Raw genomic sequence first — 23,132 nt, 5'->3', positions numbered from 1 at the left:
TTTGGGTTCTCCCGGCTTGTCGGGAAAGGTACCAACCCAATTTGGCTCTTAATTCTGCCCTGTTACGCAGGACTTGCGGGTAGTTCTATGGGTTTTCTTCTACCGGCTCGTCGGTTGATCGCCGACTCTGGCGCCTTTAAATTATTGTATCAATTATAACAAATCCCGGTCAAAAACAAAAACGCCCCGATTACCGGGACGTTTTGCTGAAATCATCAATTTACGGTGTTGCGAATGCGGCTTTAAGCGTTACAACCGCCTGTTGCAGACTGGCTCTGAAAGCTTGGTTGGCGGCCTGGATCGCATTGTCGCGGGTCTGCGCCAAAGCAATCAATTGGCCAGTGGCCAGGCCTGTCACGGAAGCCTTGAAAGTAGTGTTAGCGCTGGAAATACTGGCGGCAAAAGTTGCGCGCGCAGTCGGCGAATCCACCTTGCTGGCGCAGTCCGACTTGGCCTTGGCAAGAGCTGCGGTGACCGCTGATTGGAAAGTGGTTGCTGCTGTCTGAACCGTGTTTTCGCGGTTCGTGATCTCTTGCTGCACGGCTGTCATGTACGCGCTGATCGCGGCTTGGATAGCCTGCTGGCGGGTAGTTTGCGCTGCCTGGACGGAAACCTGGAAAGAGGCTACCGCCGCTTTCTGCGCATCGGTTGTCGCCTTGGCGTTAAGTTTGGCGATATCAGCGGCAAAGTTGCCTTTAGCTGAAGCTCGGATCTTTGCAACTGAAGACGCGCGGCTGGTGATGCGGTTGCTCAAGGACTGCAGCATCTGCGATCTGAACTTGCCGCGATTATTTTGCAGTTTGGCTACCAAATTATTGAGAGTGCTGGAAGTGCTGTTAATTCTGGAGCAAAAATTTGCGCCGACATTTACGTTGGCGTTCCCTGAAACGTTGACCGAAGTATCGACAGCTAAAGCAAACAGGGGGCTTGCGAGCAAGCCTGCAGCCGCAGCGAGGACTGCAATTTTTTTAATAGTTTGCATTTAAGACTCCATTGGAATCATTGACGACCGACTGGTCAGAATTCGCGATGTCGGCATCTGATTGCGAATTAATTGCACTCTCGCTGTTAATGCTCGCGTTCAGATCATTAACAGTGGCGTCGACCTGGTCTTGCGCCGAATTTTGCTTGGCCGGCGGAGTGGGCGGTGGAGGGGGCTGCGGAGCAGGCGGATTGGCCGCGACTGGAGGCGGTGGAGGGGGGTTGCTCGCCTGCTGGCTGTTGCAGGCGGCAGCCAGCAACACGACGGCAGCAGCGGCTAAAAGGATTTTTTTCATCTTTTTGTGGTTAATTATCTGTAATTAATAGTATACTCTCTTTTAATCGTAAGCAAAAACGTAGAGTTACATCTCGTCCAGCGCCTCGATCCCGAGCAGATCCAATCCCCGGCCCAAAGTTCCCTTGGCTTTGGCGATCAAAGCCAAGCGGAAATTGCGAATGTCCTCATCTTTTTCTTGGGTAACCGGGCTTTCATGGTAAAACTTGTTCAAAAGTGTGGCAAAATTAAATAAATAATTGGCCAAAATGTTCGGCAGATAATCTTTAGCCGCATCCTCAACAACTTCGGCCAAGATCGAAGATTTGAAAAGTATTTCGCGTTCTGTATCTGAAAATTTGATATCAGAAAATTCGCCTTCAGATCCGGCTTTCTTAAGGATACTATTCAAGCGGGCATAAGCGTATTGTAAATAGGGCCCGGAGTCCCCTTCAAAATCCAGAACTTCATCCCAATCAAATTCAATATCGCTGTGCCGGTTGTGCTTGAGGTCAAAATATTTCAGCGCGCTTTTGGTTACGGCTTTGATGACATGTTCCTTATTTTTCAGATCGGGATTTTTTTCAGCGATAATTTTTGCAACCTTCTCTTCGGCTTGCGTAATCACATCTTCCGCCAGAATCATATTGCCTTTGCGAGTTGAGAGCACTTCCCCTTTGAAACTAATGAATCCATAATCAATATGTACAGCTTCAGCTTCTTTAATTTCGTCCAATAGTTTAAGAATTGCAAACAATTGCTTGAACACGTGTGATTGTCTATTGTCAACGACATAAAGTTGTTTCGAAAATTTTTCTTTTCTATAAATAAATGTTGCCAGGTCGCGCAAAAGATAGGTCGTACCCGTATCCGATTTAACAATCACCGCTATACCCAAACCTTGAGTTTCAAGGTTCACAATCTGTGCACCTTGAGATTCTTTAAGAAGCTTTTTTGTTTTTAATTTTTCAAGAATATCAGACATTTTATCTTGATAAAAACTTTCAGGCCAATGGTGGTCAAACGGTAAAATATCCATCTGATCATTGATTTTCAAAAATTCTTTCAAGCTTGAATCCACAATCTCTTGCCAGATCTTACGGTTTTCTTTGTCTCCTTTTTCCAGATTTACAAATTCTTGTTTCGCAGCTTCTTTTTGAGTTTCATCCGCATTGAGTTCTGCATACAGCTTCTCATTGACTTCGCCAAACTTTTTTTTAGCTAAGATCAAAAATCCAAACTGCGTCCCCCAATCTCCCATATGGGTGTCGGATTCAACCTTATAACCCAAAAATTTAAGCATTCTTTTGATTGCATCGCCAATAATAACATTTCTTAATAACCCCATATGCAAAGGTTTGGCAATATTCGGCTGAAAATACTCAAGCAATATTTTACCCGTGGTCTTAGGTTTTAGATCATAGGTTGCCGGTGGTAGCAACTGCTCGGTATTAAGTTTAAAATTGATAAACCCGGGAGCCGCTGCCTCCACTTTTTCAAACTGGCTTTTGTCTAATTTTTCTACTATCTTGTTTGCCAAATCCAAAGGCTTTATTTTTGCTTCCTTGGCCAAGATCAAAGCGGCGTTGGAAGCATAGTCTCCAAGTTTAGGGTCTGGGTATGTAACGGCAATTTTTACTATCGATTGCTCTGAAGCTGTTATTCCCAAATCAGCAATGGCTTTCAATACGAGTTTTTCTATATTTTCTCTCATTAACATAAGCACATTATATCTGATAAACTTACCTTATGTCGACTTTGGCCCAAAATAGAAAAGCATTCCATGATTACTCTATAGAAGAGACAGTAGAGGCCGGCTTAGTATTGGCCGGTCATGAAGTGAAAAGCGCCAAGACCGGCCAGGCTTCCCTAGCCGGTGCTTACGTCACCATTCGGGCCGGGGAAGGTTTCTTACGCAATGCTTACATCGGCAAATACAAACAAGCCTCCAACCTGGAAGGCCATGATGAATCAAGGGAGCGCAAACTGCTGCTGCATAAAAAAGAAATTGAACGATTGCAGACTAAGAGCAAAGAAAAAGGCCTGACTTTAATACCTCTGGAACTCTACACAAAAAAAGGATTGATCAAACTCAAAATTGGCTTAGCAAAAGGCAAAAAACAATTCGATAAACGCGAATCCATCAAGAAAAAAGAACTGAAACGAAACCTGGACCGGACTGTAAGAACTCGAGTATAACAAAAACAGCAGATACCTGCTGTTTTTAAAATAAAATTATTTGGTGGAGCTGGGGAGAATTGCACTCCCGTCCAAAAGATTTTAACAAATATATCTACAAGTTTGGACCGCTTGAATTGTTGGCTCAAACCATAAAAACGGACGAAAGCGGTTTAAGTTAAGCCCTTAGTGTCCTAAAGCCGTCAGGCGCCAGCTAAAGTGAGTCCGGATAATATAACACCCGTATCCCGCGCACAGACTTTGCGGGGCGGATGGGCTTTCACGTATTAAGCGAGAGCCAAAGCAGGAGAGAATGCAAAAGCATTCTTAACCTTGCTTACCAAAGAATTGGCATTTATGATTTGCCTTGTTTTTTTAACCGAGAAATTAGGCTAATCGGACTTGCAATATTTATCAAAGAACTTCTGTCGAATCTGAGCAGCCCCACTCGTCGCAGTTTGTAGACACTTCGCATTTTTGCTTAAGCAAAAAGTGCTACGGTCTGCTACTGCTCCTCTCAATTCAAAATCCGATGCTTGACCCCTGTCCGCATTTTGAATTGTATTTTATTATACGCCCAAACAACACTTAAGACAAGCACTTGACCAAGACCCCTATTTCCTCTATTATTCCTTTGATTTAGACATTAAAAATAAAACGATAGCACTTAGAACCCGCATCAACAACCAAATACGCGCGCCGGAGGTCCGGGTCATCGACGACCAGGGCAAAATGGTCGGGATCATGAAGATCGAAGAAGCCTTGTCCTTGGCCCGCGAGCGCGAAGTCGACCTGGTCGAGATCTCGCCGCAAGCCCGCCCGCCGGTCGTCAAACTTCTTAACTACGACAAATACCGCTACCAGCAGGAAAAAGCCGCTCAGGAAGCCAAGAAAAAAGTTAAGAAAGTGACCATGAAAGGCATTCGTCTTTCGGTCCGCATCGGCGAACATGACCTTAATTTCAAATCCAAGCAGACCGGCGAATTTCTCACGGAAGGAAATAAAGTCAAGGTTGATGTGGTCATGCGCGGCCGCGAGCAGGCACACCCGGAACTGGCTTTTGACCTTATAAAAAAATTCCAAACTTTAGTTACTATCCCCTTTACCAAAGAAGCAGGCCCGACAAGAATGGGCAACATGGTTTCTATCATCATCGGACCCCAAGCCAAGAATTAAATTTAATTACAAAGATGCCTAAACAGAAAACGAACAAGCGTGTTGCCAAAACTTTCTGGAAGACCGGCTCCGGCAAGCTCATGAGCCGCAAATCCGGCCAGGCGCATTTTAATTCCCGTGAATCAGGCAGCACTACGAAAAACAAGCGACGGGACCTGACAGTGCATAAGACGAACCAAAAAATAGCATTATTAATGAGAGGTTAGGATGACAAGAATAAAGAGAGGCGTTGCCGCCCACAAACGAAGAAAATACGTTTTAGCCAGAACAAAAGGCTTCACCAATCGCCGGCGCACCAATGCGATCGCGGCCAAGGAAGCTTTGCTTCATGCGGATTCATATGCATACGGTCACCGCAGGCTGCGCAAGCGCGACATGAAAAAGCTCTGGACCATCCGCATCAACGCCGCATCGCGCGAACAAGGTCTGACCTACAGCAAGCTCCAGGCACTGCTTCATCAAAACAAGGTTGGCCTAAACCGCAAGATGCTGGCCGAACTGGCAGTGCGAAATCCTAAAGCGTTTGAAAAGATTGTTGCTTCAATGAAATAATGCACAAACAGAAAACCTCCAAGGAAATCAAATTTATTCAAACAGGCTCCCGGATCATTGATGAGATCTTCCGGGAGCTTTTAGTAATCCTTAGATCGCATAAATCCGCAACTGAAATCTCTCTGGCAAACAAAATTCGTTCTCTGGCAAAAAAACTTGGGAGTGATGGCATGGCTTTCCCTCCGATCGTTTCTTTTGGTTCAAGTTCCGCTGAGATCCATCATAAACCTTCCAAGAAAAAAATCGGCAAGAACAACTTTCTGATGCTGGATTACGGCGTCAAAGTTCATGGCTACTGTTCTGATTTCACGCGGACTTTATTTATCGGCCGTCCCAATAAACTACATGAAAAAATTTACGAGATCGTCTTAAGGGCGCAGCTGGCCGCGATCAAAAAAGTCGCTCAGGGAAAGTTTGGCGATGAGATCGACTTTGCTGCCCGTCATATAATCAATCAGGCAGGCTTTGGCAAAAACTATATTCATGGCACCGGCCACGGCGTTGGCAAAAAAATCCACGAAGCGCCAAATTTTAAAGCAACATCAGGAGACATTATCATAAAAAATGACGTGGTCACAATCGAACCCGGAATCTACCTGCCTAACAGATTCGGGGTCAGGATCGAAGACATGGTCCTCGTTTCCAAAAAATCCACCCTCTTTTCTGGAATACCAAAAGATTTTAAATCAATGATCGTTAAAATTTAGGTAAAATTTCCCGGTTTTTGAGATTTTTTACGTAGGGTCTGGACAAGTCCGACTTTTTCTGCTATAATGTACATAGAGTAAAGTACTCGAGCGGAAACAAAGACAAAACAAAAACATGGCTACAGGGCACAGGCAATAAACAAGCAAACGATCCTAACATATGAAGGATGGTTTAAGTTTGTACCTAATCCTATCGCCTCTCTTCCCTGCTGAAACACAAAGACCGCTTTTTTGAATTCGCTTATTTCCAGCCTGGAACCCAATCATTAGGCTTAACCACCGAAGATTTGTTCTGGACCGGGGATACCAAAATTGAAAGCTCACGACCTGGAGTTACCAAAATCGTAATTTTCCAAGCACGGCTTTCGACACACATAAAGACCAGGTTCTCTCACCTGGTTTTTATGTTGTCGATTTGACAGGCTTTTTTTTTAGATTTAGTATTTGTTTACGTTCTTTAACTCTGTAAGTAATTCATTTCGGGTAAGTGAGGTGCAAGTCCTCCGCTGTGCCGCAACCGTATAGCCGGAAAACCAAATATGAATTCAATTTATCTTAGCTACTCCCGAGCAGGAGAAAGCGGTTTTTATTTTTAAAAACTCCTTCTTCTGTTCGGAAGAAGGTTTTTTGTTTGACCACATTCAGAAGGAGGATGTGATGAACCGACGTGGATTTTTCGCTTCACTGGCGGCTCTGCTTACTTCAGCTTGCAGTTCTCTTAAGAGCACAACCGCACCAACCTCGACCACTCCCCTGCTTACAATGCTGCAGCGTGACGGTTACACTGTCGTAGAGCGAAAAAATCTGGACGGCGGAGTATACCTTGTCATCAACGGGAAAATCCCGCGCATTCGCGTCGGCGCTTCGCTGATCGGCATTGACCAAGGGTTGGGACTTGATCCTGTCAAAAGCGGACCCCCCACGCTCAATGTCGGGAAATATCAGGTGCCGGAGAACCTCGGGTACATACTGGAACCGGTTTAATCCCCGTAGCCCGCCGATAATCAGCGGGCTACACTCTCTTTTCTATTCTCTTTAAAAACTTTCACAATTAATAAATTTATGAAGTACAAAAAAATAATTCTCACGGTTATTTCGGCATTTGCAGTTGCTGTTTTAGCTACCAATAATCTTGCCGACGCGGCTAATTTACAGCAGGCCGTTGCCACACTTCCCGCCAATGACGAATGGGCTATCATGGCTTATGCCTCAGTCGGCCAAAACTTGGGCCAAAGTTTTCTGGCCGCTCCCCTGAATTCAAACATAGCCACAGACTACGAAAAACGGATCTTGGCCATCACTGCCACCGGCGGCAATCCGTCAACTATCGGCTCTGAGAATTTTGTCTCCAAGCTTGAAAGCATGTCTTCCGGAGGTCAGATCGGCGACGCAAGCCTGATCAATGACGATATTTTCGGCGTGCTTGCTTTGGCTTCGGCAGGCATCAGCGATGCCACTGTTTCTTCCTCCCGCCAATTTATTCTGTCTCACCAGAATTCCGACGGCGGCTGGGGGTATGCGACAGGGGTGGGCTCTGATTCCAATACCACTGCCGCGGCTATTGCAGCCCTGGCTGCCACCGGCGGGTCGCCGAATAATGCTGTGAATTACCTCAGCCAATCCCAAGATTCTTCCGGAGGCTACGGATTTTCTTCGGGACAGTCAGCTGACGGAGCATCCACAGCCTGGGTTATGTGGGGCCTTTTAGCCGCAGGCCAGCCCATTCCGGCCTCTGCCACGGCTTTTTTAAGCAGCCTTCAGCTTTCCGACGGAACTTTTAAATGGCATCCTTCAGACTCCAGCGGCTCCGGATTGGTCACGGCATATGCTGTGATCGCTCTTTCCGGACATACTCTGCCGATAAATACCGTATCAAATTATCAAACGCCTTATCCAAGCCCGTATCCGACTCCCTATGCTACTCCTTATGCCACTCCCTATGCTACTCCTTATGCAACCCCTTACCTTACGCCATATGAGACTCCAACTGTTTATTCAACGCCTTACGCGACTCCGTATCAAACTCCCGGCATCTATTCAACGCCCTATGCTACTCCTTATGCAACCCCTTACCCTACGCCATATCCTACACCTAATATTTATCAGACTCCGGCTGCGGGAGGAACACATGTCACTATTGCTTATCCCGGCAACAAGATTTTTGACGGCACAACTGCAAACAGCCCGACTGCACTGCAGGCGCTGATCAGCGCCTGCAGTCAGATCAACCTCTTGTATGTAATAAAACAAACTGGATTAGGCCAGTTTGTGCAAAGTATTGACGGCTACGATCCGGTCGGTTCCAGCGGCTGGCAATTTGCAGTCAATGGAACTGTTCCCAATTTAGGTGCGGCTGATTTTACATTACATGCGGGAGATAATCTGCAATGGTTTTACGGATCCCCGGGCGCTGCTCCTTATTAAAATAATTATTTAAGCGGCCCAGGCCTAATCCAGTAAGTTTTGTGGAACGAACCAGACTTAGGCCTAAACCATCTGACTTAAACTTAAACTTATGCAAATCAAAACAAAATCAACAATCCAAATCAAAAAACCGGCTTTTAGACGGACTTTTATGGAGCTTTAGAGAATATCTGTGGATTGCCTGGGGGTTGCCAAAACAAAGCCCCGTTATTTTAATAACGGGGCTTTAATGATGCTTAGTTTTCTTGATAAGCCCACTATATTGCTTACGAAGAAAACTAAAGTTTTTGAAGAATTGTTGTCCCTTCACTCCTTTCATCCAATTCTGCGTTTCCCCAAACGCAAATTAATAAAGGTACTTAGATTCTGTCTTAACCTGCTGAACTTAACAATGTTCAAACCAACCAAAAATTCATGGTTTGTTCATACAAAAATTTGAGCCCGTTAGAAGTAAAAACCTATTTGATTGTTCGTAAAAAGTCACATTTTATAACTTATACACAGATATAAAAATCATTAGAAAAACTTCTAACGGGCTTGACAAGATATTAACATTGTTTAATAATCACTTTCCAAAAGCGATCGCGTCCGGCGCAAACTCAGAAGTTCGCACCAGCAATCCGGATCTTATTGTAAATTCGCCGTATTTGTCATTTAAAAAATCCAGGGTCGGGATCAGGTTCGATAATTTGTCCGGAAACAAAACCAGCTGTTTGGTCTTGAATAACAGATAATTAAACCCGACCGCAATGTGCAAAACCTCATGTTTGAACTGCCAGGATTTCCAGATATCCAAAGCTTCGGTATACAACTCCAGCCCGGTCTCGATATTGAACCGCAATTTTTTTGACCGGTGAAAATAACCGCCGTCCGCCAGCGTGACCGACAAATACATGCCGGAGGCAATAAATCTTTCCGCCCGCATGCGCCGCGCGGCTTTTTCCGCCAGCCGAAGGATTACGACCTTCAGGCGTTCTTTGTCTGTTGTGCGGAAATTCAGGACCCACGAGTGGCCGAAAGATTTAGGCCGAGATCTGCCTGTGGCAGATCCGGAAATCTCCTGGTTAGAAAAAATTTCGTCGTGTTCCAGTCCGTTGACCCGTTCCCAGATAAAATATCCGGGCTTGCCGAAAACACTGATCAGGTTCTCAACCGGATAATCCAGTAGCTGAAGCGGACTTGTGATATTTAATTTGGCCAGCCGGTTCGTCCAGCCGCGGTTGATCCCCCAGAGGTCCGAAAGTTTTTTCGATTCGTAAATATTCCTAAGCTGCTCGCGCCAGACCACGCTTAAGCCATCCGGCTTCTGCAGGTCTGCGGCCAATTTCGCCATAAATTTGTTTGGCGCGATCCCCACAGAACAGGTCAGCCATTCCCCCACCTCGGATCTGATCCTTTGTTTGATTTCTGCGCCAATGATCAAAGGGTTGAATTTGGAGTTTTGCAGATCCAAAAACGACTCGTCGACGCTGTAAGCTTCCAAAGTTTCGGTATAATCCGAAAAGATCCGATTGATCTGCCGGTTCACTTCGCGGTACTTTTCCGGCTCGGATTCCACGGTTATGATCTTCGGGCAGATCTTCCGCGCTTTATAAACTGGAATGCCGTTTTTAATTCCCATGGCTTTGGCCTCTTTCGAAGTCCCGATCAGGCAGCTGCCGGGATGAGGCGACACTGCCACCCCGATAGGCTTCCCACGTAAAAAAGGATTGGCCTGCTGTTCCACAGAAGCAAAAAAAGAGTTCATGTCTACGAGCATGATTCGGGGCAGTTTATTCCACATAGCTTTCTAATAATGTCCAGATCAAACTGTCGCTGTTGAACTGCAATTTGAAGTAATTCGTATCATCGGAAACCGCAAAAAAATAAAATTTTACCCGGCCTTCAAAACGCGAATAGGTTAGATTAATTTTTTTCACCGGGATTTCCCGGCCCTGCCATAAAAACTTGACAGGAGTCGCTTTATTCCCGGAAAATCTGGCGATGACTTCAATTGTCTCATTGATCTGTTCAAGCATAATAAAAAGGCGGCTTTTTTGCCGCCTTAATAAGTTTAGATTTTAATTCTAGTTAAATCTTAACCTGTCGTCAAGCTATTCTTTTTTCAGCAACAGACAAGCCGAATTGATGCAATAGCGTTTACCCCCTCGGTCTTTCGGACCGTCGTCAAACAAGTGTCCCAAGTGCGAACCGCAATTCTTGCACACTACCTCAGTGCGGTGCTCGCCAAGGCTGTCATCATCCTGAAGCACTATGTTCTTTAAATTTGCCGGGTCCGTAAAAGACGGCCAGCCCGTGCCTGAATCAAACTTGGTATCGGATGAGAACAATTCGTTGCCGCAGACAGCGCAAACGTACATTCCTTTTTCATGCGAATCGTAATACTTGCCCGTAAAAGGCGCCTCTGTCCCCTTTTCGCGCATGATATGGTACTGCTCGGGCGTCAATTTTTTCTTCAATTCTTCGTCTGTCATAGAGGTATATGATAATACAGCTTTCCAAAATTTTCAAGCTAAAAAAATAAATTGTAGATCCAATTCGTGAACGGGTCCGTGGTATGTCCGAATATGATCGACCCGCCCAAGGCGCCTGTGATCAGCAAACATAAAATTCCGGCCAGGGCCAAAACAAGGACCAATTTACTTTTCATTCCGAACCGGCTATTCCACCACGACCATAGATAGACCAAAGCGATGATGCTGAAAATTCCAATTGAAGTGATGGCCCAAAGTTCGTGCGTGGAGATCAGCGTATGAGAACTTTGGTCTTTGATCAAACTTTCCGCCATTAATCCGGTCACTATCGTCACGTATCCGCTCAATGCGCCCAAGATCACCAGAACAGCTTTGACATAAAACCAATACGGCTGGCGGTTGATAAAATCAAATCTTAATAATTCCAAAACCGCATAAGTGGTCAGTAGTGCGATGGGAAAATGGACGAAAATCGGATGGATATTCATGTTATCGACAGTTGCCAGTCATCCGCAAACAATTTTTGGGCGATGTGAAAAATCGTGTATGTGATAAAAAACGCGGCAAGAACATCTATCGAATAGTGCAAGTGGCCAAGCAGAACGCTGACTGCAAAAACCGCGGAAATTGCCAAGTAGGTCCAACGCAGCTTAATATTATTCCAATAAATCAGGGCCAGCAAAAATGGTATGCCTGTGTGTCCGGAAAAAAACAGATCAGCCGTAGTCCCAAAGCCCAGAAAATTAAAAATATGAGTCGAATCGATCACATCCTGAGGCGAAAACGGCCCCAGGTGCGTTAAGCTCACGAAAATTGACCTGATGACAATGAACAAAGCCAATGCTTTCAGCGTAAACGGGATCCTTTTCGGATCGTAAAACAGTACAAGGATGCTGAATATTATCAGCAGTACTGCCCCATAGATTATGATCCCGTCCACGTCATAGACCCTGATGTTGCTCAGAATGAGATCTGTCACTGGCATGCTCGCGCGTTCCGTGGCATATGTTGTGGCCAGATAATTCGGAACCAGGCTGGCCAAAAAAAATATTACGCCCCAAGTCACAGAACGGGAAAACTCCCTGTTCCAAGTTTTTCTATGGGCATCAATTAATGATCTCATATTCTCTGATGCGCGGCGCCGGCATTGTGATATTGTCTCTACCGATTAAATTTTCATAGAGAGATTCAAAAATTTCCATGGTCTTATTAATGTCGTGGGCTTGGATGATCTCCAGGCTTCTGTCGCCCATTTTTTTTCTCAGATCCGGATTGGAAAAAATTTCCAGCAAATGTTCGGATAGTATGTCGGTACGGCCAAGATCGAACAGATAGCCGTTCTCGCCATGCCTGACGAGTTCAGGCAGGGCCATGGCGTTGACCGCAACGACTGGCAATCCCGTGGCCATAGCTTCCATGGTCACTAGACTTTGCAGTTCAGCGATCCCGGCAATGACAAAACAATCGCCGATCGTATACAGATTAGGCAGATCCTCATCCGGCACAAATCCCGCAAAGGTCACGGATTTTTCCAAATTCAATTGCCGGGCCAACCGCTTAAGTTTTTCCTGCTCAGCTCCTTTACCGGCTATAACGAAATGCAGATCGGTTCGGGCTAAAACGCCGGGCAGGACTTTCATGACAGCGTCAATATTTTTTTCTTTATCAAGCCGGCCGACATACAATAGTATGGGCTGGTCCGGAAGATTCAGCCGTTTTCTCAGATATTCACCGTCGTTACCGGGCTTAAATTTTTGCAGATCGATCCCGTTTGAGACCGCAAGCACCGGTTTGGTCAATTTAACCTCCTCCAAAAGCTTCGCGGCAGTCCTGGTCGGCGTGGTAACGGTATGCAGTTGCTCAAAGATGGCCCGGAACTGCCTCCAAGCCCAATTCTTGGCAATTTGTTCCAGTCTTTTCGGCAGATGTAAATAGTGCAGGAGGTTTTCCGGCATGAAATGGTTGGTCCCGATCATGGGGATGGACAATTCTTTGGCGACTTTTTGGACTACCGGGCTGATGACAAAATGATCTTGTATATGTATGACGTCGGGCTGAAATTTTTTGATCTCGATTTCGATAGCTTTTCTTATTCCGATCGGGGCCGGAAAGCGGAACCCGGGATATAAGGGAGGAGAAAAAGATCTGATACCAAACACGTTCACTCCATTGTAGACAAAAGGTTCATTTTTTATGCTTGGAGAGGAAGCCATAACCAAAATCTCATGGCCGCGCTGCTGCAAATAGTAGGCCAGTCTTTGCGTAAAGTATGACGAGCCGTTGACGTTCGGATAATAATTATCGGCAACAATGAGTATTTTCATCAGTCAGGGATGTTGCTGTAGCGTTTAATGAAATAAATATAGGCTGCCACGACGAGTGCAATAACAATAACGCTGAAATATTTAAAGAAAGTATCGATCTGCGCATAGGCATGGCCGAAATAATAGCCAATTGTGATCAGAATAAAAGAGTTGGCAAAAGTTGTAGGTACATTATAGCCAAGAAACTCAAAATACGGAACCCGGCTCAGGCCCGCGGCTGCCAGTATCAGAGAACCCGTTCCATGGAAAAATTTTCCGAATGTGAATGTTTTCCAGGGGTGGGTTTGAAAATGCAGCTCCAGGCGCTCGATCCTGGCTTTATTTAATCCGAAAAATTTCCCAAACCTGGCGATAAACCTTTCGCGGCCGAACCGGCCGACGCAATAGTAAAAAGTATCGCCGACCAGATCACCCAGGGCCACAACCATGAATGCGACCCAAAAATTCAGCTGGCCGGTCGAAGCCAAAAAACCTGTAATAATAGTGACAATGGGCCCTTCAAAAACCGCAAACGGAAAAATCACCCAGTATTTAAAATGGATCAGCCAGCGGATAACATCAGAAAGCGTATACCACATAACTTAGGTCTTCTAACTATTTAAAATCAATGTGATCAAGGGCGTATCCCATCGAAGCATCGACTTTTTTTCCGGGATTGAAAATATTCTGGGGGTCAAAGATCTTTTTAGTTTCTGTAAATAACTCATATACCTTCGGACCGTACATTTGGGGAAGATACGGGCTTCTGACCAATCCGTCATTATGCTCGCCGGTAATTGAACCTTTGTATTCCAGGACCAGATCATACACTTCTTGTCCTAAATTTTTTATGGTCTCGGCCGCATTCGGGTCGCCGATCTTCATCAACGGAATAATATGAAAATTGCCGTCTCCGACATGTCCGGCAATAGTATAAAGCAAATTATATTTATTCATTATCACATAAAGTTTGGGCAAAAATTCTCCCAGCAGTTCGGGCCTGACCACAAAGTCATCAATGAAAGGTGCGGTCCGCATGCCCTGGACATGATGGCGGAGAAGATTAAAGCTTTCGCGGCGGATGACCCAATATTTCTCAGCCGCCTGTTCGCTTAAAACCAATTTGGTCTTAACAGGGAATTCCTTAAGGCTCTCCTGAGCCTCCTGCGTTCTCAAAAGGGCATCTTTTTCGCTGTCTGAGCTGAACTCGGCCAGAAGCACGAGTTTCGGCACGCCGCCGGTTAAGACCATCCAAAGTTCAGGAATAAAACTAAAGAACAATCTGACAGCGTTCCCTTTTAGGCGGGCCATGATATCCGGCAATAGTTTCATGGCAACCTTAAAAGTCTGGTCATCATAAGACTCAATGCTCACAGGATTGAATTTAAGCAGATGATTGGTGATCTCTGGAAGCATTTGCAGGTCGTTCAAAAATACCACCAGCAGATGTTCGCGCATTTTTGGCTTGACCAGGCTGAACTTGATCTCTGTGATGATCCCAAAAGTCCCCTGCGACCCGGTGATCAATTTGTTGATGTCAAAGATCCCTTTTTGCTTGTCATAAACATTCCACAGATAATATCCCGCGGAATTTTTGGAAACATCGGGTTTGGCTTTTTGCAGCAGATCAAAATTGCCGTCGATCAGGTCAAAAAGCTTGCGGTAGATCTCCGCATCCAGTCCGTTCTCCTGTTTCTTTTTCTCCAACTCCGGCATCGTTAAGGCTTTAAACGTATATTCTTTACCGTCGTATAAAACCATTTTAAGCTCCTGCACATATCTTTCGGTTTTGCCGTAGATCAAATTCAGCTCTCCCCCGGAATTATTTGCGACCATGCCGCCAACTGTGTTGATCTCCCTGGAAGCCGTGTAACTCGGCAAAAGCAAATTATGCATGAGAGTTTGTTTTTCAAAATCGCGGTAAAACACTCCCGGTTCAACTATGGCTGAATCTTTGCCGATCTTTATTATGCGGTTAAAGTAGCGGGTCATGGACACTATAATCGATTCGGAGAGCGGCCCGCCTGTCATGTCAGTTCCGGCAGACCTGGCGGTCAAAGACAAATGGCTTCCTTTTTTGTTTTCTTCCGCGACAAATTTCACCAGAGCTTCTATATCATCCGAATCTTTCGGAAAAACCACCAGTGAGGGTTTGACTATGAACAAACTGGCATCGCGGCTGAAGTCGGCCCGGGTCTTTTCATCCCCGGCAACATCGCCTTTTATCAGTTGTTTGATTTGGGCAGCAAAATCCATATCCTAATTTTCTATGGGATCATTTTTTGATTTCAGATAAACGTACATCATAAGATTTATTACCAGAAAAGCCACAAAAGACAAAAACGGAATGGTCACAAAGTGGAAATATTCTATAAATTTAGTGGTGCACGAAACCCCCGCAACACAGGGCGAAAGGCTCTCCGGCAAAATCTTGTAGTATAAAAGGTTGTGATAAATGGAAATGCCCAAACCTATGAGGCTGAACGGTAGAACATAAAACGGCAAATTTTTATCCTTTTTCAGAATACCCACTCCTAAAATAATGACCAACGGATACATGCAGATCCTCTGATACCAGCACAGTACACAGGGAGGAAAATTCCGGACATTGCTGAAATACAGGCTTCCTAACATGGCAATCAATGCCGTGCCCCAAGCCAGATATAATGAGTTGTTTTTAAAAAATTTCATAGCTTCATTATACCATATTGCACAAATTGAATTGAATATAGTAATATATACCCATGACAAAAGAACTAAAAATCATGTTCGGCATCGCCATCGTGGTGATTGCCGGCGCAGTGCTCTTATTTTTAAAAGGTAATCCTCCCGCTCACGTTCCGCTTGCGGATGCCGGACGCCTGGTCCGGGATGACAGCGATATGACCGGCAGTAAAGATGCCAAAGTCACCTTAGTGGAATTTGGCGATTATGAATGCCCGTTTTGCGGAGCATTGAATCCGGTAATAGAAAAACTGCTTGCTGATTACAAAGATAACAAGGATTTTAATTATGTCTTCCGAAACTTCCCGCTCGCCCAGCATCAATATGCCAAACTTGCCGCCGAGGCGGCCGAAGCAGCCGGAGCTCAAGGCAAATTCTGGGACATGCATAACAAAATTTTTGACAACCAAAATTCCTGGACCGGCAACAGCCAGCCGCTGGATATATTCACAAGCTTCGCCCAGATTTTAGGCCTGGATATCAATAAATTCAAAGATGCAGTTCAAAACAACCAGGCTCAAGACAAAATCACTGAAGATCTGGATGACGGGAATGCTCTGGGCGTGAATGCCACGCCTACGCTTTATTTGAACGGCAAACAAGAAAGCGCAACTGACTATGATAATCTGAAAAAAGACATTGACGCGGCGCTGAAACAATAACCCGCGAATTTAAAAATACCCCGGCCGAAAGGCCGGGGTATTTTTGTTTTTTACACTTTAACCGGTTCTTCTATTCGTCAAAGCGTAAGCCGCGAGGATAATGGCCAGAATGCTTAAAACCGCCGTAGCGGCGGTGCCGTGGGAATCCCACCAGGATTCCTTTGGCATTGACGTCGCGGACTGTGACAGATCATCCGTCACAGCGGTTTGGGAATAAGGATTTTCTACATTTGCCCCGGGAGTCTGATCCCAAGCAACAACACTGCCGTCCGAATAAGTCTGGTAAGCTTTCCATGCCAGCGTCGTCGGAGTTGCGGGGACCTGGGCCTGGAACGTAAACTCATCGCGCTGCCCTGCCGGAACTGATCCGCCGGTCCAGTCAATTTCTATAGGCTTCATTTCATCAACTTGCATGCCGTCGTCGTCAGTGATCTTTTTACCGGTGGCCTGAGTTTTTACTTGCACCTGCCAGCCAGGTTTAACGTTTGGGGTAACAAAACTCAGCCCATCAGGCAGCATTAACTTGAGGCTGACCGTGGCAATCGGCTTTTCGGACGGTACTCCCATTGTAAAAACCTGAAACGCTCCGATCCCCGCGGTATTGGGTTTGACGACCACATGTGCAGAAACACTTGCAGCAACCAGCAAACCAATTGCTGTAATTGATAGAGATATTAACTTTTTCATGTTTCAAACAAATTAATAGTAAGTCGAACTTTAGACAATAGCGGATGGCGGCGACTTATTATTAATTATCCGGCGGAAAAAATAATTGTTTTCAACCAACTTTACCGGTTCCCAAAATAAATACGATTCCCGGGATTCAAGAGCGGCCTTAGCAACTTGGGTTTGCAGCGGAAAACAGCATGAGTGAGCTTGGCTGTCCGTAAAATGATCCGGGCAAAATACTGCGGCTAAAGCCGCGTGATGTAAAGTTAACCCAGCCAGAATCACCAGCAAAAAAATGCTTGTCAGAGTTGATTTGCCATGATTCCCCTTTTTGCGATTTTTCAGCCGTATTAAATAGTAAGCAAAAAACCCGATAAACAAAACGCCTAAAAATAGATAAAGTAACCAATGGTTCGTGAAGCTTCCTGCTTCAGTATTGCCCGCCGTTCTATCAACGCGCAGGTCATACTCGACCTGAAAGTTTTGAAATGCGCCGGCAGTTTTTGGCGCTCCGGTCACCACAATGCTGTATACAGCTCTTTCTGGAAAAGTAAACGGTATCGTCAAGGCATACAGGCTCGGGGCTGCCCCCGCAATCCGCAGCAAGGATTCGTCTAACAGCTGCTTGCTTTTATCCGAAATGGAAACTTTGCAATCGCAGTTTGCCGGATCAAACTTATTGGCCGTGTCTGTGATGCCGAACAGCAAGGAAGCTGGCTGTCCGGCGATAGGGTCATCATCCGGATTGGCATGCATAAGCACTGTGATCGATCCGTCAGTTTTAAAAACATGCGCTGAAACCGGCTGAGCAAAACCAAAAAACAGCACAGCCAGAAAAACATAGAAAATGATCCGCTTCATTAATTGAGCTTAATGGTAAAATCCGCGACAAAGACCTGGTTATTGCGGTTGAACTGCCCGAAGACCCGGTAGATCCCTGGTTCTATCTTATCAAACAATATCGCAGGCAAAAATTTCACGTCAGGCCCCCCGGCCGCAGTATTATCCGAGGCTATCGGATGAATATGCACGTATTTGTAAGTCTCTTCATTGACCATGACCAGGTGCCCGAAGGCGCCCAAGTACGGCGAAAGATCAGTGATCGGCTGGCCGGTCGCCGCATCAGCCAGATGAAAATTTATGATCTGGGCCAGGTTGTTCATGGCATTGGCATTGAAATCACTGCCGTCAGCTGTGCTCAAAGTCACCTTATAATCGCCGAATGTTTTGGTCAAGCTTGTATCAACCGGCACATTTGAACGCGGGCTGGTAGTCCCGCCGCCGACCGGCAGTGAAAAACCGATCTGCTGTTCAGTTGCGCCTGTCGGCTGAAAATTAATATAAAGGTGATAAGTATCGGCCTTCGGGAATTTTGTGCTGATACTAAACTGCGACCCGTTCTGGACCGGATGGATATGGTCAAAATAATCCAGGTTGCTGTTCACAATGACGAGGTGTATCAATTTGGTCATTACCGTGCTGTAGTCCGTCACCTCGTTGCCGCTTGAAGCATCATAAACTTTGAATTTCAGCTCAACATTTTGATTCGGCAGAACGTTTACCGGGTTTGTCGTAAAGCTGACCGTGTATCTTTTGCTCACATCCCCGCCCATGTTCATGCCGGCCATATTCATCCCTGACATGTTTGCCGGACCCGGATGATTTTTTGAACTCCGATCGTGCTTGTATGCTAAATAAAATCCCACGGCCAAAACCGCGGCAATTAAAATAATTATAGAAGTCTTTTTCATGCTTCTTCCTTTCTGCGGCTGAAAAAGTAAGCCGCCAATAAAGTTGTGATGGGCACTGCCACGATCAAAGTGATGCTTCCGACCAGAGTTCTGACTATTTCCTCCGCGATGAATTCGGAGTTCAGCGTGATCCAGATCGGCGTGCCGCCGTTGACCGTGAACAGCAAAAATAGCGGCAGGGCAACACCGGCATATGCCAAAAATAAAGTGTTAATTAAAGAAGAAATATGCTCCTGGCCGACTGAAGCTGCGCCCGTATACAACTGCTTGAAGGTTGATGAAGGATTGGCTTTCTTCAGCTCATGCACGGTGGCCGACTGTGCTGTGGTGATATCGTCCAAAACGCCCAAGGCACCCAGAATGATCCCGCCCAAGAGCAGTCCTTGCAGATTTATGTGTCCTGTCGGTCCGAATTGCAGATATACCGACTCTTCGCTGCCGTTGCCGAAAAGCCGGGTAAAATGAACAAATCCGTAAGCCATAGCAATGGACAGGCTTAAGGTTATGAATGTGCTTAAAATGGCGATGGATGTGCGCTTATTGAATCCGTGAGCCAGATACAAAGATACGAAAGCGATAATGAATGCGCCGATGAGACTTATCTCTATAGGATTCTTTCCGGCAATGATCTGCGGCGTGACGAATTTAATGATCACCGCAATCGTGATCACGAGGCCCAGAATGGAACCGACTCCCCGCCAGCGGCTGAAGAATATTGCGACCAACAAAAAAATGATCGTGGCAAACACCAGCGCAGGGATGCGGTAGATGTCTTCCACATAATAAACCGTCTGGCCGTTGTCCGTGGTCTTATCAATTACAACCTTGTCCCCCGCTTTGAATCCCTTGCCGCCGTTGATATTGACCCCTCCCACCCTGTCTATCTCAACTTCCTTGTTTTTTTCATCCCCTGAAAGAATTTTTACTTTCAGGTCCTGGAAGATCTGCTTGTCCGCTCCGGATCCGAGATATTCCTGGTTCACGATCTGTGTTACCTGGGCTTTGTAATACGCATCTGCGGGAATGTTTTGAACGCCGTCAATCGGTTCTGAATTATTATCCTGGGCCAATGCCAGACGCGGTACCAGGATCAGAAATGCTAACAGGATAACAAGCTTCTTATGCTGCATGTTATCCATTATATCAGATAAATAAACTAGACAAAACGCGTGACTATGAAGATGAACACGACTCCCAGTACGGTAAGAAATATCAGCTTGGCAGAGCTGTTCTTGCTGTGCGCCTCAGGCAAAATATCGGAAGCGCCGATGTAGAGGAGGAAGCCCGCAAAGAAACCGAGGTATAAGGCCAGAAAATGCGGCGAAAACCTGAACAAGAGCGTGGACAAAGCCCCCAGCACCGGGGTTACGGAATCAAGCAGCAGGAACATTTTGGATTTCCGCGTTGTATTATTGCTGTTCAGCATCAGCGTCACCGTATTCATGCCGTCGGTAAAATCATGCGAAATGACCGCGATAGCCACAAGCAGGCCCACTGCCGGATTGACCTGGAATCCAAGGCCAATCCCCACCCCGTCCATAAAACTGTGTCCGGCCAAAGCTAACGCGGAAAAAACTCCGACGTGCGGGTGTTTGTGGTCAGCATAAAATCCTTCATGCGAATGATGCAGGGCTATGAATTTTTCCAAAATATGGAACAGCAGAAAACCGATGACCAAGGCCACCATGACATCAATGGTCTTAAGGTTGTTATCTTTTATCAGCTCTATGATCTCCGGAAAAATATCAAAGCTGACCACGCCGAGCAGGACGCCGGCCGTAAAGCCCATGATCAGATGCAATTTGTCGCGGAACCTGACCGCAAACAGGCCGCCGAACAATGTGGAGAAAAAAGTTGCTATTGAAAGTAGGATCGCTTCCATTTGATTTATGTTAATTATTTCGCACAGGCTTTGCACAAGCCGAAAAATTCCAAAGAATGGCTATGCACGGTGAAATGTTTTTTTCGGCGGATTTTTTGCTCGATCGGCCCGACATCGCGTTCGACGTGAATATCCTCCACCTTCCGACAGCTGGTGCAAATAATATGATGATGGTGGTTATGGGTTTTCAATTCAAACCGGCCGACTCCATCACCAAAATCAATATGCCGCACAAGTCCCGCTTCCCTAAAATGCTCGAGGTTGCGGTAAATCGTGGCTTGATCCAGGGTCTTTGATCCCACAGCCTTGCCAATTTCCTTGATGGAATATGGCTGCAAGGTATTGGTCAAAAAAGCCAGCAATTCGATGCGTCCCGGAGTGGCTTTCAGCTTGACTGCCCGTAAAACCTGCTTATAATCCTTGTTTATCATCAATCAGATTATAACTTAAATTATAGCCTTTTACAATTGCGAATGATTTGCATTTACTTGACAGTAATCAAAGGCCTTCGTATACTCTATCTAAATGCGAATTGGTCGCATTTAGAAATGGAGGAAGCTGTGTCGTATCCCTCAATCCGTTCGGTTCTTTTGGAACAAGGCTTTACCGACCCGGAAACCGCGCACGAAGACGTTCTGCGCTCCGCGCTGTGGAGCGCCTTCCGCCACGACCTGCCGCTGGGTGTTGCATTTCTGGAGCGGGAAGCCTCGGAAGTCTTGGCGACGAGCAAGCGCAAACTGACCACAACGCCGCCAGACTCCCCTCTCGGCCGCCAGTTGATCCGTCTCGTGGGCTGTGATGTCTCGCGCAGCGTGTGCGAAGAAAAGCTCGGCGTTGCCATGGGGTTGTACAACTGCTGCAGCACGGTGCTCGGCCCGTCGCGCGAAGCTCTGCAGATGACCACGACAGAGCAGATCAATCTGCAGAACGGCGTACTGGCATCGGCTGATTGCTGATTTGCATTCGGCCTAAGATCAAGTGATCTTGGGCCACTTTTTTAAATATTATGCACCAACTTTTGCTAAATAGCTTATTCATTGCCAGCGTTGGGATGATTTGGAAAAACCTGCAAAAGGATTTTCCAACACTCGGCAAAACTATCCATTCCCTCCCTTGGGTTCTAATGAAAGTTTTGCATTGCAGTTTTTGTTTTATTTATTGGTTCACTTTGATCTTTCTTTTGTTTCAAAGCGGGCAGATCAGGTTTGGATTTCCAATTTTATTCTCTTGGTTTATTTTAGGATTATCGAGTTACTTAATCTATACCATAAGCAGAATCTTATACTTTGCTATGGAATTGCTTTACGAAAAATACGCTAAAGCTCAACCCGATCATTAAAAAATGTTATAATATCCTCATGAACAACAAGCGAATTTTTGGCTGGCTGACGCTGGATATGGTGATATTTGTGGCGGTGAACATCTTTCTCATTGCCAACTTCGGAAATAGACTTTCAACCTTAAGCAATATCGGTTTTTTCAAACTTTTGGTATTGGGGCTGGCTGTTTACAGAGCAGCGAACATCCTTTCAAATGAAGTGATCACAAAACCCCTGCGGTCCCCTTTCGTGGATGAAACAGAAAAGAACGGCAAAGTGGTGGAAATACCGAAAAGATCCGGAGCATTGAGGGCTTTCGGATTATTGATCTATTGCCCTTCGTGCACCGGAGTTTGGCTCGCCGCGGCAATAGTCTATGCTTACATTTTTTGGCCAACACCCACATTCGTCATTTCAATGCTTCTGGCCTTAAGCGCAATTGAACGGATAGTTTCAGGCATTTTAGGCTGGTTCAGACACAACAGCTAACTGCCATTATTTTACAGGTTCGTAAGCAAGCAGGATGTTTCCGTTACCAAACGTTCTTGTATTTATCAGTTTCAATTTTAGAGTGTCAACATCTTTGAACAGCAGTTTGCCTTTGCCCAAAATGATCGGATTTATCATGAGCCGATATTCGTCTATCAAACCGAGCTTGGCAAAAGCCTGAACGATCGTCCCGCTGCCGAATATGGCCATATCCTTGCCCGGTTCTTGTTTCCACTTCTTCACCTCTTCCGCATCAATATCATGATAAAGCTTGGAGTTATTCCATTCAACTTTACCCAAAGATTTGGAAAAAACGATCTTCGGCAAGCTATTCATAATATTCGCAACTATCGGATCATCCTTGACGCTCTCCTGCTTCGGCCAGTAGCCGGCCATCAGATCATAAGTGACACGCCCAAATATCAGAGCGCCAAACTCACCGGTTTGCTCATCCGCAAATTTACCGAATTCGGCATCCGTATTATGCCAGTCAATATTGCCGTCAACTCCGGCAAAGTATCCGTCAACAGAGACCATGTTAAATACAATTATCTTCCTCATTGGTTC

Annotated in this window: 29 protein-coding genes, 1 other RNA gene and 1 riboswitch; of the genes, 10 read left to right on the top strand and 20 right to left on the bottom strand. The window is 45.8% G+C overall.

Annotated elements, in window-relative coordinates; genetic code table 11:
- Window positions 1-220: 220 nt before the first annotated feature.
- The 3 genes from WDN47_05000 to argS form a co-directional block, all read right to left on the bottom strand.
- The gene (locus tag WDN47_05000) at window positions 221-982 is read right to left on the bottom strand and encodes a hypothetical protein (protein ID MEJ0021898.1); all 762 of its coding nucleotides are present in this window, start codon (window positions 980-982) and stop codon (window positions 221-223) included.
- A complete protein-coding gene (locus tag WDN47_04995; GenBank protein ID MEJ0021897.1) occupies window positions 969-1,277 on the bottom strand; it encodes a hypothetical protein in 309 nt (102 codons plus the stop codon). Before WDN47_04995 ends, WDN47_05000 begins: the two co-directional genes overlap by 14 nt.
- A gap of 66 nt (window positions 1,278-1,343) precedes the next feature.
- Complete coding sequence (argS, locus tag WDN47_04990) at window positions 1,344-2,975, bottom strand: arginine--tRNA ligase (GenBank protein ID MEJ0021896.1); 1,632 nt, start codon at window positions 2,973-2,975, stop codon at window positions 1,344-1,346.
- 29 nt (window positions 2,976-3,004) lie between these two features.
- On the opposite strand from argS, the gene smpB reads away from it, so the two are divergent.
- Window positions 3,005-3,454: an SsrA-binding protein SmpB gene (gene smpB / locus WDN47_04985; protein ID MEJ0021895.1), complete on the top strand. Its 450-nt coding sequence runs from the start codon at window positions 3,005-3,007 to the stop codon at window positions 3,452-3,454.
- Window positions 3,455-3,495: 41 nt separating this feature from the next.
- Here smpB and ssrA read toward each other — a convergent pair.
- Window positions 3,496-3,879, bottom strand: a transfer-messenger RNA (tmRNA) gene (ssrA, locus tag WDN47_04980).
- A 112-nt stretch (window positions 3,880-3,991) separates the two neighbouring features.
- Between ssrA and infC the strand changes: the two genes are divergently transcribed.
- The 6 genes from infC (at window position 3,992) to WDN47_04950 (ending at window position 8,292) form a co-directional block, all read left to right on the top strand.
- The gene (gene infC / locus WDN47_04975; GenBank protein ID MEJ0021894.1) at window positions 3,992-4,609 is read left to right on the top strand and encodes a translation initiation factor IF-3; all 618 of its coding nucleotides are present in this window, start codon (window positions 3,992-3,994) and stop codon (window positions 4,607-4,609) included.
- Between the two features lie 14 nt (window positions 4,610-4,623).
- Window positions 4,624-4,815: a bL35 family ribosomal protein gene (locus WDN47_04970; protein MEJ0021893.1), complete on the top strand. Its 192-nt coding sequence runs from the start codon at window positions 4,624-4,626 to the stop codon at window positions 4,813-4,815.
- Window position 4,816: 1 nt separating this feature from the next.
- Window positions 4,817-5,161, top strand: coding sequence for a 50S ribosomal protein L20 (rplT, locus tag WDN47_04965; GenBank protein MEJ0021892.1), 345 nt, complete (start codon window positions 4,817-4,819; stop codon window positions 5,159-5,161).
- Entirely contained in the window at window positions 5,161-5,868 is a 708-nt protein-coding gene (locus WDN47_04960) for a M24 family metallopeptidase (protein MEJ0021891.1), read from the top strand. The genes rplT and WDN47_04960 overlap by 1 nt, the downstream gene beginning before the upstream one ends.
- A gap of 466 nt (window positions 5,869-6,334) precedes the next feature.
- Window positions 6,335-6,465: riboswitch (adenosylcobalamin-variant (AdoCbl-variant) riboswitch) on the top strand.
- Window positions 6,466-6,525: 60 nt separating this feature from the next.
- The gene (locus WDN47_04955; GenBank protein MEJ0021890.1) at window positions 6,526-6,852 is read left to right on the top strand and encodes a hypothetical protein; all 327 of its coding nucleotides are present in this window, start codon (window positions 6,526-6,528) and stop codon (window positions 6,850-6,852) included.
- A 78-nt stretch (window positions 6,853-6,930) separates the two neighbouring features.
- Window positions 6,931-8,292 carry a prenyltransferase/squalene oxidase repeat-containing protein gene (locus WDN47_04950; GenBank protein ID MEJ0021889.1) on the top strand — a complete coding sequence of 454 codons (1,362 nt, stop codon included), beginning with the start codon at window positions 6,931-6,933 and terminating at the stop codon, window positions 8,290-8,292.
- 565 nt (window positions 8,293-8,857) lie between these two features.
- Here the strand turns inward: WDN47_04950 and WDN47_04945 are convergent.
- The 9 genes from WDN47_04945 to WDN47_04905 all read right to left on the bottom strand — a co-directional run bounded on the left by WDN47_04945 (window position 8,858) and on the right by WDN47_04905 (window position 15,760).
- A complete protein-coding gene (locus tag WDN47_04945; GenBank protein MEJ0021888.1) occupies window positions 8,858-10,075 on the bottom strand; it encodes a DNA polymerase IV in 1,218 nt (405 codons plus the stop codon).
- A complete protein-coding gene (locus tag WDN47_04940) occupies window positions 10,065-10,310 on the bottom strand; it encodes a hypothetical protein (protein ID MEJ0021887.1) in 246 nt (81 codons plus the stop codon). Before WDN47_04940 ends, WDN47_04945 begins: the two co-directional genes overlap by 11 nt.
- 75 nt (window positions 10,311-10,385) lie before the next feature.
- Window positions 10,386-10,766 (bottom strand): peptide-methionine (R)-S-oxide reductase MsrB, encoded by a 381-nt coding sequence (gene msrB, locus WDN47_04935; protein MEJ0021886.1) that lies wholly within the window; start codon window positions 10,764-10,766, stop codon window positions 10,386-10,388.
- A 38-nt stretch (window positions 10,767-10,804) separates the two neighbouring features.
- Entirely contained in the window at window positions 10,805-11,254 is a 450-nt protein-coding gene (locus WDN47_04930) for a DUF2231 domain-containing protein (GenBank protein MEJ0021885.1), read from the bottom strand.
- Window positions 11,251-11,889, bottom strand: a complete 639-nt coding sequence (locus WDN47_04925) for a phosphatase PAP2-related protein (protein ID MEJ0021884.1) — start codon at window positions 11,887-11,889, stop codon at window positions 11,251-11,253. The genes WDN47_04930 and WDN47_04925 overlap by 4 nt, the downstream gene beginning before the upstream one ends.
- Window positions 11,873-13,090, bottom strand: coding sequence for a glycosyltransferase (locus tag WDN47_04920; protein MEJ0021883.1), 1,218 nt, complete (start codon window positions 13,088-13,090; stop codon window positions 11,873-11,875). The genes WDN47_04925 and WDN47_04920 overlap by 17 nt, the downstream gene beginning before the upstream one ends.
- A complete protein-coding gene (locus tag WDN47_04915; GenBank protein MEJ0021882.1) occupies window positions 13,090-13,668 on the bottom strand; it encodes a DedA family protein in 579 nt (192 codons plus the stop codon). The genes WDN47_04920 and WDN47_04915 overlap by 1 nt, the downstream gene beginning before the upstream one ends.
- Window positions 13,669-13,684: 16 nt before the next feature.
- Complete coding sequence (locus tag WDN47_04910; protein ID MEJ0021881.1) at window positions 13,685-15,325, bottom strand: FAD-binding oxidoreductase; 1,641 nt, start codon at window positions 15,323-15,325, stop codon at window positions 13,685-13,687.
- 3 nt (window positions 15,326-15,328) lie between these two features.
- On the bottom strand, window positions 15,329-15,760 hold the full coding sequence (locus tag WDN47_04905; protein MEJ0021880.1) for a disulfide oxidoreductase: 432 nt from the start codon (window positions 15,758-15,760) through the stop codon (window positions 15,329-15,331).
- Between the two features lie 53 nt (window positions 15,761-15,813).
- Between WDN47_04905 and WDN47_04900 the strand changes: the two genes are divergently transcribed.
- Window positions 15,814-16,455 (top strand): thioredoxin domain-containing protein, encoded by a 642-nt coding sequence (locus WDN47_04900; protein ID MEJ0021879.1) that lies wholly within the window; start codon window positions 15,814-15,816, stop codon window positions 16,453-16,455.
- A gap of 57 nt (window positions 16,456-16,512) precedes the next feature.
- Here the strand turns inward: WDN47_04900 and WDN47_04895 are convergent, their stop codons facing one another.
- From WDN47_04895 to WDN47_04870, 6 genes are read right to left on the bottom strand one after another with little or no spacing between them, the layout of a single operon-like run.
- A complete protein-coding gene (locus tag WDN47_04895) occupies window positions 16,513-17,142 on the bottom strand; it encodes a YcnI family protein (GenBank protein ID MEJ0021878.1) in 630 nt (209 codons plus the stop codon).
- Between the two features lie 30 nt (window positions 17,143-17,172).
- The gene (locus WDN47_04890) at window positions 17,173-17,985 is read right to left on the bottom strand and encodes a hypothetical protein (GenBank protein ID MEJ0021877.1); all 813 of its coding nucleotides are present in this window, start codon (window positions 17,983-17,985) and stop codon (window positions 17,173-17,175) included.
- On the bottom strand, window positions 17,985-18,875 hold the full coding sequence (locus WDN47_04885; GenBank protein MEJ0021876.1) for a hypothetical protein: 891 nt from the start codon (window positions 18,873-18,875) through the stop codon (window positions 17,985-17,987). The genes WDN47_04890 and WDN47_04885 overlap by 1 nt, the downstream gene beginning before the upstream one ends.
- A complete protein-coding gene (locus WDN47_04880; GenBank protein MEJ0021875.1) occupies window positions 18,872-20,014 on the bottom strand; it encodes a YibE/F family protein in 1,143 nt (380 codons plus the stop codon). Before WDN47_04880 ends, WDN47_04885 begins: the two co-directional genes overlap by 4 nt.
- 17 nt (window positions 20,015-20,031) lie before the next feature.
- Complete coding sequence (locus WDN47_04875) at window positions 20,032-20,757, bottom strand: ZIP family metal transporter (GenBank protein ID MEJ0021874.1); 726 nt, start codon at window positions 20,755-20,757, stop codon at window positions 20,032-20,034.
- Window positions 20,758-20,771: 14 nt separating this feature from the next.
- Window positions 20,772-21,188: a Fur family transcriptional regulator gene (locus WDN47_04870; protein ID MEJ0021873.1), complete on the bottom strand. Its 417-nt coding sequence runs from the start codon at window positions 21,186-21,188 to the stop codon at window positions 20,772-20,774.
- Between the two features lie 117 nt (window positions 21,189-21,305).
- Between WDN47_04870 and WDN47_04865 the strand changes: the two genes are divergently transcribed.
- Complete coding sequence (locus WDN47_04865) at window positions 21,306-21,713, top strand: hypothetical protein (protein ID MEJ0021872.1); 408 nt, start codon at window positions 21,306-21,308, stop codon at window positions 21,711-21,713.
- A 402-nt stretch (window positions 21,714-22,115) separates the two neighbouring features.
- A complete protein-coding gene (locus WDN47_04860; GenBank protein MEJ0021871.1) occupies window positions 22,116-22,565 on the top strand; it encodes a DUF1360 domain-containing protein in 450 nt (149 codons plus the stop codon).
- Between the two features lie 6 nt (window positions 22,566-22,571).
- Here the strand turns inward: WDN47_04860 and WDN47_04855 are convergent, their stop codons facing one another.
- On the bottom strand, window positions 22,572-23,126 hold the full coding sequence (locus WDN47_04855) for a dihydrofolate reductase family protein (protein ID MEJ0021870.1): 555 nt from the start codon (window positions 23,124-23,126) through the stop codon (window positions 22,572-22,574).
- Window positions 23,127-23,132: the final 6 nt, after the last annotated feature.

This window comes from Candidatus Doudnabacteria bacterium, from assembly GCA_037200925.1.
Lineage (GTDB): Bacteria > Patescibacteriota > Doudnabacteria > UBA920 > O2-02-FULL-48-8 > JBDTSL01.
This window is presented reverse-complemented; position numbering and strand designations above follow the sequence as displayed.

Bases quoted from the DNA above. Each gene is read 5' to 3' on its own strand.
- WDN47_04875 (MEJ0021874.1), bottom strand. From the start codon at position 20,757: ATGGAAGCGATCCTACTTTCAATAGCAACTTTTTTCTCCACATTGTTC.
- WDN47_04865 (MEJ0021872.1), top strand. From the start codon at position 21,306: ATGGAGGAAGCTGTGTCGTATCCCTCAATCCGTTCGGTTCTTTTGGAA.
- WDN47_04970 (MEJ0021893.1), top strand. From the start codon at position 4,624: ATGCCTAAACAGAAAACGAACAAGCGTGTTGCCAAAACTTTCTGGAAG.
- WDN47_04950 (MEJ0021889.1), top strand. From the start codon at position 6,931: ATGAAGTACAAAAAAATAATTCTCACGGTTATTTCGGCATTTGCAGTT.
- WDN47_04890 (MEJ0021877.1), bottom strand. From the start codon at position 17,985: ATGAAGCGGATCATTTTCTATGTTTTTCTGGCTGTGCTGTTTTTTGGT.
- WDN47_04945 (MEJ0021888.1), bottom strand. From the start codon at position 10,075: ATGTGGAATAAACTGCCCCGAATCATGCTCGTAGACATGAACTCTTTT.
- WDN47_04940 (MEJ0021887.1), bottom strand. From the start codon at position 10,310: ATGCTTGAACAGATCAATGAGACAATTGAAGTCATCGCCAGATTTTCC.
- WDN47_04885 (MEJ0021876.1), bottom strand. From the start codon at position 18,875: ATGAAAAAGACTTCTATAATTATTTTAATTGCCGCGGTTTTGGCCGTG.
- WDN47_04895 (MEJ0021878.1), bottom strand. From the start codon at position 17,142: ATGAAAAAGTTAATATCTCTATCAATTACAGCAATTGGTTTGCTGGTT.
- WDN47_04870 (MEJ0021873.1), bottom strand. From the start codon at position 21,188: ATGATAAACAAGGATTATAAGCAGGTTTTACGGGCAGTCAAGCTGAAA.
- WDN47_04905 (MEJ0021880.1), bottom strand. From the start codon at position 15,760: ATGAAATTTTTTAAAAACAACTCATTATATCTGGCTTGGGGCACGGCA.
- WDN47_04915 (MEJ0021882.1), bottom strand. From the start codon at position 13,668: ATGTGGTATACGCTTTCTGATGTTATCCGCTGGCTGATCCATTTTAAA.
- WDN47_04880 (MEJ0021875.1), bottom strand. From the start codon at position 20,014: ATGGATAACATGCAGCATAAGAAGCTTGTTATCCTGTTAGCATTTCTG.
- WDN47_04925 (MEJ0021884.1), bottom strand. From the start codon at position 11,889: ATGAGATCATTAATTGATGCCCATAGAAAAACTTGGAACAGGGAGTTT.
- WDN47_04855 (MEJ0021870.1), bottom strand. From the start codon at position 23,126: ATGAGGAAGATAATTGTATTTAACATGGTCTCTGTTGACGGATACTTT.
- WDN47_04960 (MEJ0021891.1), top strand. From the start codon at position 5,161: ATGCACAAACAGAAAACCTCCAAGGAAATCAAATTTATTCAAACAGGC.
- argS (MEJ0021896.1), bottom strand. From the start codon at position 2,975: ATGTTAATGAGAGAAAATATAGAAAAACTCGTATTGAAAGCCATTGCT.
- WDN47_05000 (MEJ0021898.1), bottom strand. From the start codon at position 982: ATGCAAACTATTAAAAAAATTGCAGTCCTCGCTGCGGCTGCAGGCTTG.
- WDN47_04955 (MEJ0021890.1), top strand. From the start codon at position 6,526: ATGAACCGACGTGGATTTTTCGCTTCACTGGCGGCTCTGCTTACTTCA.
- WDN47_04900 (MEJ0021879.1), top strand. From the start codon at position 15,814: ATGACAAAAGAACTAAAAATCATGTTCGGCATCGCCATCGTGGTGATT.
- WDN47_04995 (MEJ0021897.1), bottom strand. From the start codon at position 1,277: ATGAAAAAAATCCTTTTAGCCGCTGCTGCCGTCGTGTTGCTGGCTGCC.
- WDN47_04910 (MEJ0021881.1), bottom strand. From the start codon at position 15,325: ATGGATTTTGCTGCCCAAATCAAACAACTGATAAAAGGCGATGTTGCC.
- WDN47_04930 (MEJ0021885.1), bottom strand. From the start codon at position 11,254: ATGAATATCCATCCGATTTTCGTCCATTTTCCCATCGCACTACTGACC.
- rplT (MEJ0021892.1), top strand. From the start codon at position 4,817: ATGACAAGAATAAAGAGAGGCGTTGCCGCCCACAAACGAAGAAAATAC.
- WDN47_04860 (MEJ0021871.1), top strand. From the start codon at position 22,116: ATGAACAACAAGCGAATTTTTGGCTGGCTGACGCTGGATATGGTGATA.
- msrB (MEJ0021886.1), bottom strand. From the start codon at position 10,766: ATGACAGACGAAGAATTGAAGAAAAAATTGACGCCCGAGCAGTACCAT.
- smpB (MEJ0021895.1), top strand. From the start codon at position 3,005: ATGTCGACTTTGGCCCAAAATAGAAAAGCATTCCATGATTACTCTATA.
- WDN47_04920 (MEJ0021883.1), bottom strand. From the start codon at position 13,090: ATGAAAATACTCATTGTTGCCGATAATTATTATCCGAACGTCAACGGC.